This window comes from uncultured Nevskia sp. (assembly GCF_903885465.1).
Lineage (GTDB): Bacteria > Pseudomonadota > Gammaproteobacteria > Nevskiales > Nevskiaceae > Nevskia.
Genome location: NZ_CAISIQ010000101.1, coordinates 1 through 5,576 on the forward strand (window position 1 = coordinate 1; position 5,576 = coordinate 5,576).

The 5,576-nt window shown below is 64.4% G+C and carries 7 protein-coding genes; 6 read left to right on the forward strand and 1 reads right to left on the reverse strand.

What is annotated here, in order from left to right; all coding sequences use genetic code 11:
• Positions 1-39: 39 nt before the first annotated feature.
• Positions 40-459, forward strand: a complete 420-nt coding sequence (locus tag QZY06_RS03840) for a DUF971 domain-containing protein (protein ID WP_295680441.1) — start codon at positions 40-42, stop codon at positions 457-459.
• Between the two features lie 2 nt (positions 460-461).
• A complete protein-coding gene (gene def, locus QZY06_RS03845; protein WP_295680426.1) occupies positions 462-989 on the forward strand; it encodes a peptide deformylase in 528 nt (175 codons plus the stop codon).
• Positions 990-1,135: 146 nt separating this feature from the next.
• Here def and QZY06_RS03850 read toward each other — a convergent pair whose 3' ends face one another.
• Positions 1,136-2,086 carry an AraC family transcriptional regulator gene (locus tag QZY06_RS03850; protein WP_295680429.1) on the reverse strand — a complete coding sequence of 317 codons (951 nt, stop codon included), beginning with the start codon at positions 2,084-2,086 and terminating at the stop codon, positions 1,136-1,138.
• A gap of 175 nt (positions 2,087-2,261) precedes the next feature.
• Between QZY06_RS03850 and QZY06_RS03855 the strand changes: the two genes are divergently transcribed.
• The 4 genes from QZY06_RS03855 to QZY06_RS03870 form a co-directional block, all read left to right on the forward strand.
• Positions 2,262-3,263: an aldo/keto reductase gene (locus QZY06_RS03855; protein WP_295680432.1), complete on the forward strand. Its 1,002-nt coding sequence runs from the start codon at positions 2,262-2,264 to the stop codon at positions 3,261-3,263.
• Positions 3,264-3,355: 92 nt separating this feature from the next.
• A complete protein-coding gene (gene ubiE / locus QZY06_RS03860) occupies positions 3,356-4,123 on the forward strand; it encodes a bifunctional demethylmenaquinone methyltransferase/2-methoxy-6-polyprenyl-1,4-benzoquinol methylase UbiE (protein WP_295680435.1) in 768 nt (255 codons plus the stop codon).
• A gap of 1 nt (position 4,124) precedes the next feature.
• Positions 4,125-4,745 carry an SCP2 sterol-binding domain-containing protein gene (locus QZY06_RS03865; protein ID WP_295680437.1) on the forward strand — a complete coding sequence of 207 codons (621 nt, stop codon included), beginning with the start codon at positions 4,125-4,127 and terminating at the stop codon, positions 4,743-4,745.
• On the forward strand, positions 4,742-5,576 hold an 835-nt coding region (locus QZY06_RS03870; protein WP_295680439.1), incomplete at its 3' end, for an AarF/UbiB family protein. The genes QZY06_RS03865 and QZY06_RS03870, both read left to right, overlap by 4 nt.

Genomic DNA, 5,576 nt, shown 5'->3' on the forward strand with positions numbered 1-5,576 from the left:
GGCGACCGCTTTCGCTCACCCGCCGAAGAGGCCGTACCGATGGTCGCAGTTCCGAACGCCGTTCCCAGGGACATCAAGCTGCATCGCAAGTCGCGCCTGCTCGAAGTGGTCTGGCCCGATGGCCGGATCGATTCGCTGCCGCTGGAGTATCTGCGGGTCTTTTCGCCGAGTGCAGAAGTACGCGGCCACGGCGGTGGCGAAACCATGCTGGTGGCGGGCAAGCGCGAGGTGAACATCAGCGCGGTCGAGCCGGTCGGCCGCTATGCAGTGCGGCTGAAGTTCGACGATGGCCATGACAGCGGCCTGTATTCCTGGCCAACCTTGCGCGAGCTGGCCGATAACCACACCGCCTGGTGGGCGCGCTACGAGCAACGCCTGGCCGAGCACGGCATGTCGCGCGATCGCGATGTCGTCAAACTGTCCGCACTCGGCGTCGGCAAGTTCAAACCGGTGGGCTGACCATGATTCGAGACGTCTTGAGGATGGGCGATCCGCGGCTGCTGGAAGTTTCGGCACCGATCACCGCATTTGGCACGCCGGAACTGCGGGCGCTGCTGATCGACATGCAGGACACCATGGCCTCGCTGAACGGCGCTGGTCTTGCCGCGCCGCAGATCGGCATCGGCCTGCGCGTGGTGATCTTCGGCGTCGAGCACAACGAGCGTTATCCGGATGCCGAGGACGTGCCGTTCACGATCCTGTGCAATCCGGTGCTGACAGCGTTATCGGATGAGCAGGAAGACGGTTGGGAAGGCTGCCTCAGCGTGCCCGGCATGCGTGGCCTGGTGCCGCGCTACACCCGCCTGCGCTACAGCGGCTGCGATGAGAACGGCGTACCGATCGAACGTGAAGTCTCCGGCTTTCACGCTCGCGTTGTGCAGCACGAGTGCGATCACCTCGACGGCATTCTCTATCCGCAGCGCATCCGCGATCTGCGTCAGTTCGGCTTCACGCGCGAAATCTTCGGCGAAGATCAGGCGGACGATTAGGGCGCTCTTGCGCTAGACGCCCTCATAAAATCTCGTCATGCCCGCGAAGGCGAGCATCCAGTTCTGATGCGGCGCGCTACGGCTAAAACTGGATTCCCGCCTTCGCGGGAATGACGATTGTTTGTAGATATTCGAAGGAAAACGCCCTAGCTCCCAGCTTGTCTGAAGATCGGCTGAGCCTGTGTCTCGGCACGCGGCGGAGCCCCGAACAGCCGACGATATTCGCGGCTGAACTGCGAAGGGCTTTCATAGCCGACGCGATGCGCGGCAACCGCGGCTTCGCAGCCGTCCGACAGCATCAATCGTCGCGCTTCCTGCAGCCGCAACTGCTTCTGGTATTGCAGCGGCGACATCGCCGTCACCGCCTTGAAGCGATGATGCAGCGCCGACACGCTCAAGTGCGCGGCATCGGCCAGTTCCTCGATCCGCAGCGGCTCGGCGTAGCGCGATTTCAGCAGCGCGATGGTGCTGGCGATGCGCTGTGCCTGACCATCGGCCGCGCACAGTTCACAGAGCTGCTGGCCGAGTTCGCCGGTCAACACGCGGTAGTGGATTTCACGTAGCGCCAGCGGCGCCAGCACCGCGGCTTCCTCGGGCGTATCGAGCAGGCGCACCAGGCGCAGCACGGCATCGAGAAACTGTGCGGAGGTCGAAGCCAGGAACAGCGCGCGGCCGCCGTTGCGCGGTGCGGCGGTTGCTGCCGGCACCGGCGTCTGGCGCAGCAATTCGTTGACCTGGTTGGCGTCGATGTCGATGCGCAGACACAGATAGGGCTTGGCGACAGTGGCCTCGATGACATTGCCGACCACCGGCAGGCTCATCGACACCACCAGGTAGTTGAGCGGATCGTAGACATAGCGTTCGCTGCCGAGCATCGCCTGCTTGCTGCCCTGCACGACGACGCAGATCGACGGCTCGTAGACCGTCGACAGCGGCCGCGAAGGCTCGCTGATGCGCATCATCGAAAAGCCGGGAATGCCCGGATCGTTGGCGCCTTCGAGCGGTGTGCGCCGCATCATCCGATCGGCCAGCTCGGCCTGCTGGGCTTCGAGCCCGAAGCTCGCCGGATGGATTCTCGCCGTGGTCTGGTCAGACATCGTCAGGTCCCGCTGTTGAATGTGAGCGGATTATGCGCTGCGGTTTTGGCGATTCTCCGGCGCCAAACAGCCCCGTGCAGGATCAGGCAAGGATGCGCCAGCATCGGGCTAACGCAGTGCTGCATCGCGCTCCCAGACTGTGCCGGCAGCTTCCACACACGTCTGGAGCAATCCAATGAACAACACCTCTACTCGTTATCCCCGTCGTCAACTCGGCGGCCTCGAAGTGTCCGCGCTCGGCCTCGGCTGCATGGGCATGTCCGATTTCTATGGCCCCGCGGACGGCACCCAGAACCTCGCGGTGCTCAATCACGCTGTCGACATCGGCATCAACTTTCTCGATACCGCCGACATGTACGGCGTGGGCCGCAACGAGGAACTGATCGCCCAGTTGCTGAAGACGCGCCGCGATGAAGTCGTGCTGGCGAGCAAGTTCGGCAATGTCCGCGCGGCCGACGGCAGCTTCGTCCGAGTCGATGGCAGCCCTGCCTATGTGCGCGCCGCCTGCGATGCCAGCCTGAAGCGCCTCGGCGTCGATCACATCGATCTCTATTACCAGCACCGGGTCGATCGCACGGTGCCGATCGAAGAAACGGTCGGCGCGATGCAGCGCCTGGTCGATGCCGGCAAGGTGCGTTATCTCGGCTTGTCGGAGGCTTCGGCAATTACCATTCGCCGGGCGGCCTACGTGGCGCCGATCGCCGCCGTGCAAAGCGAATATTCGCTGTGGACGCGCGACATGGAAGACGAGGTGTTGCCCACCTGCCGCGAGCTGGGCATCGGCTTCGTGCCGTACAGCCCACTCGGCCGCGGCTTCCTGACCGGCGCGATCCGCAAGCCGGGCGATCTCACCGCCGGCGATTGGCGGCACCACAATCCGCGCTTCCAGAGCGACAGCCTTGATCAGAATCTGGCGCTGGTCGATGCCGTCACCGAACGGGCGAACCAGCACGGCTGCACGCCGGGTCAGCTGGCCCTGGCCTGGCTGCTGCACCAGGCGCCGGACATCGTGCCGATTCCCGGCACCCGCCGCATCGAGCGACTGGACGAGAACGCCAAGGCGGCGTCGATCTCCTTGAGCAGCGCCGAACTGCGGGCCATCCGCGACCTGATCGAAGCCAGCACCGTGGTCGGCACGCGCTATCCGCAGGAACACATGAGCGCCGTTAACGCCTGAGCTTCTACCTGGCGCGATGACGGCGGGCGAAGCCGGGCGCGGGCAGCCGATGAACTGCGATAATGGCCGCGACCCGACTTCCCCCGCCGCCCATGGCCCAGCAAGACGAACGTAACCCGCGCGGCACCACTCACTTCGGTTTCGAGCAGGTGGCGGTCGGCGACAAGCAGAAACGAGTCCGCGAGGTGTTCTCCTCGGTCGCGGCCAAGTACGACGTGATGAACGACCTGATGTCGTTCGGCATCCATCGCCTGTGGAAACGCTTCGTCATCGATCTCGCCGGTGTGCGCAGCGGCGAGAAGGTGCTCGATCTAGCCGGCGGCACCGGCGATCTGGCCCGCGAATTCCGCAAGCTGGCCGGCACCCGTGGCCTGGTCACCTTGGCTGATATCAATGCGGCGATGCTGGGTCAGGGTCGCGCGGCACTCGCCGACAAGGGCGTCGTCGACGTGCCGCTGGTGCAGGCCAATGCCGAATGCCTGCCGTTCGAGGAAGGCACATTCGACTGCATCACCATCGCCTTCGGCCTGCGCAACGTCACCGACAAGGACAAGGCCCTGGCCTCGATGCGCCGGGTGCTGAAGCCGGGCGGTCGCCTGCTGGTCCTCGAATTCTCCAAGCCGCAGACCGCGCTGCTGACCAAGGTCTACGACCAGTACTCGTTCAAGCTGCTGCCGCTGATGGGCAAGCTGGTGGCCAACGATGCGGATAGTTACAGGTACCTCGCCGAGTCGATCCGCATGCATCCGGATCAGGACACGCTGAAAGGGATGATGGAAACCGCCGGCCTCGCCCGCGTGCAGGTCTACAACCTGACTGGCGGAATCGTCGCAGTCCACCGCGGTTATCGCCTCGACTGAAATGCCGGCTCCTGCCCTTGTTTGCGCGACCGTCGAAGTTGCGCTGAACCGCTACCTGCGCTTGGAGCGCAGCGTGCTCGATGACTGCGCCGCGCTCGAAGGCAAGTCCATCGCCCTCGAAGCTGCAGACCTTGGCTGGATCTTCGTGATCGAACCGATCGCGACTGGTGTGCGGGTCAGCAACATCGCCGAGGACGAGCCGGATGTGCTCGTATCGGCACCGAGCTTGCGCTTGATGAAGCTGGCGCTGAGCACGGTCAGCGGCCGCGAAGGCCTGCCCACTGGCCTAGAAGTGGTCGGCGATACCGAGTTGCTGAATCGCTTCAACGCATTGCTGACCAAGGTTGGTTTCGATCCCGAGGAGTTGGTTGCAAAAGTGATCGGCGACGGCGCGGCGCATCGGCTGGTCGGCGGCCTGAAGGGCCTGTTCGGCTGGGGTCGCAATGCGGCAGATCGCCTGAGCGTCGACGCCGCCGAATATCTCACCGAAGAAAGCGAAGACCTGGCCCGCGTGGCCGATGTCGAGGAATGGATGGATAGCGTCGACCAGTTGCGGGAAGGCGTGGATCGCTTCGAGGCGCGTCTCGCGCAAGCAGAATTGCAGCGGAGCAAGACCTCGTGATCAAGGCAACGCCGCGTCTGTGGGCAATCTGGAAAGTCACGCGCCGTTACGGTCTGTCCGAGTTCTGGGGCGGCAAGCCTTCGTCGGACTCGCGTCCGCGTGGTGAACGCCTGCGGCTGGCGCTGCAGGAACTCGGGCCGGTGTTCATCAAGTTCGGCCAGGCGCTGTCGACGCGGCCGGACATCGTGCCGGTCGACGTGGCGACCGAGCTGGCCAAGCTGCAGGATCAGGTCGAGCCGTTCTCCGGCGCCGAAGCACGAGCGATCATCGAGCGCTCGCTCGGCAAGCCGATCGCCGAGCTGTTCCATGAGTTCGACGAAACGCCGCTGGCCGCCGCCTCGGTGGCCCAGGTGCACACCGCGCGGCTGAAGCCGCAGGACGAGGGCGATCCCGGTTTCGAGGTGGTCGTCAAAGTGCTGCGCCCTGGCGTGATGGAGCGGGTCGAGAAGGATGTAGCGCTGCTGCGCGCACTCGCCGAGTTCGCCGAACGCTGGCATCCGCTGGGCAAGCGTCTGAGGCCGCGCGAAGTCGTTGCCGAATACGAGAAAGTGATCTTCGACGAGCTGGACCTGATGCGCGAAGGCGCGAACTGCTCGCTGCTGCGCCGCAACTGGCTGGGCTCGGAGCTGATCTATCACCCGATCGTGTTCTGGGATTTCACCCGCAGCAATGTGCTGGTGATGGAGCGCATTCACGGCGTCTCCCTGCGTCACCTCGATCAGCTGCGCGAGATGGGCGTGAACTTCCAGGTGCTCGCCGAGCGCGGCGTGGAGATCTTCTTCAAGCAGGTATTCCGCGACAATTTCTTCCACGCAGACATGCATCCGGGCA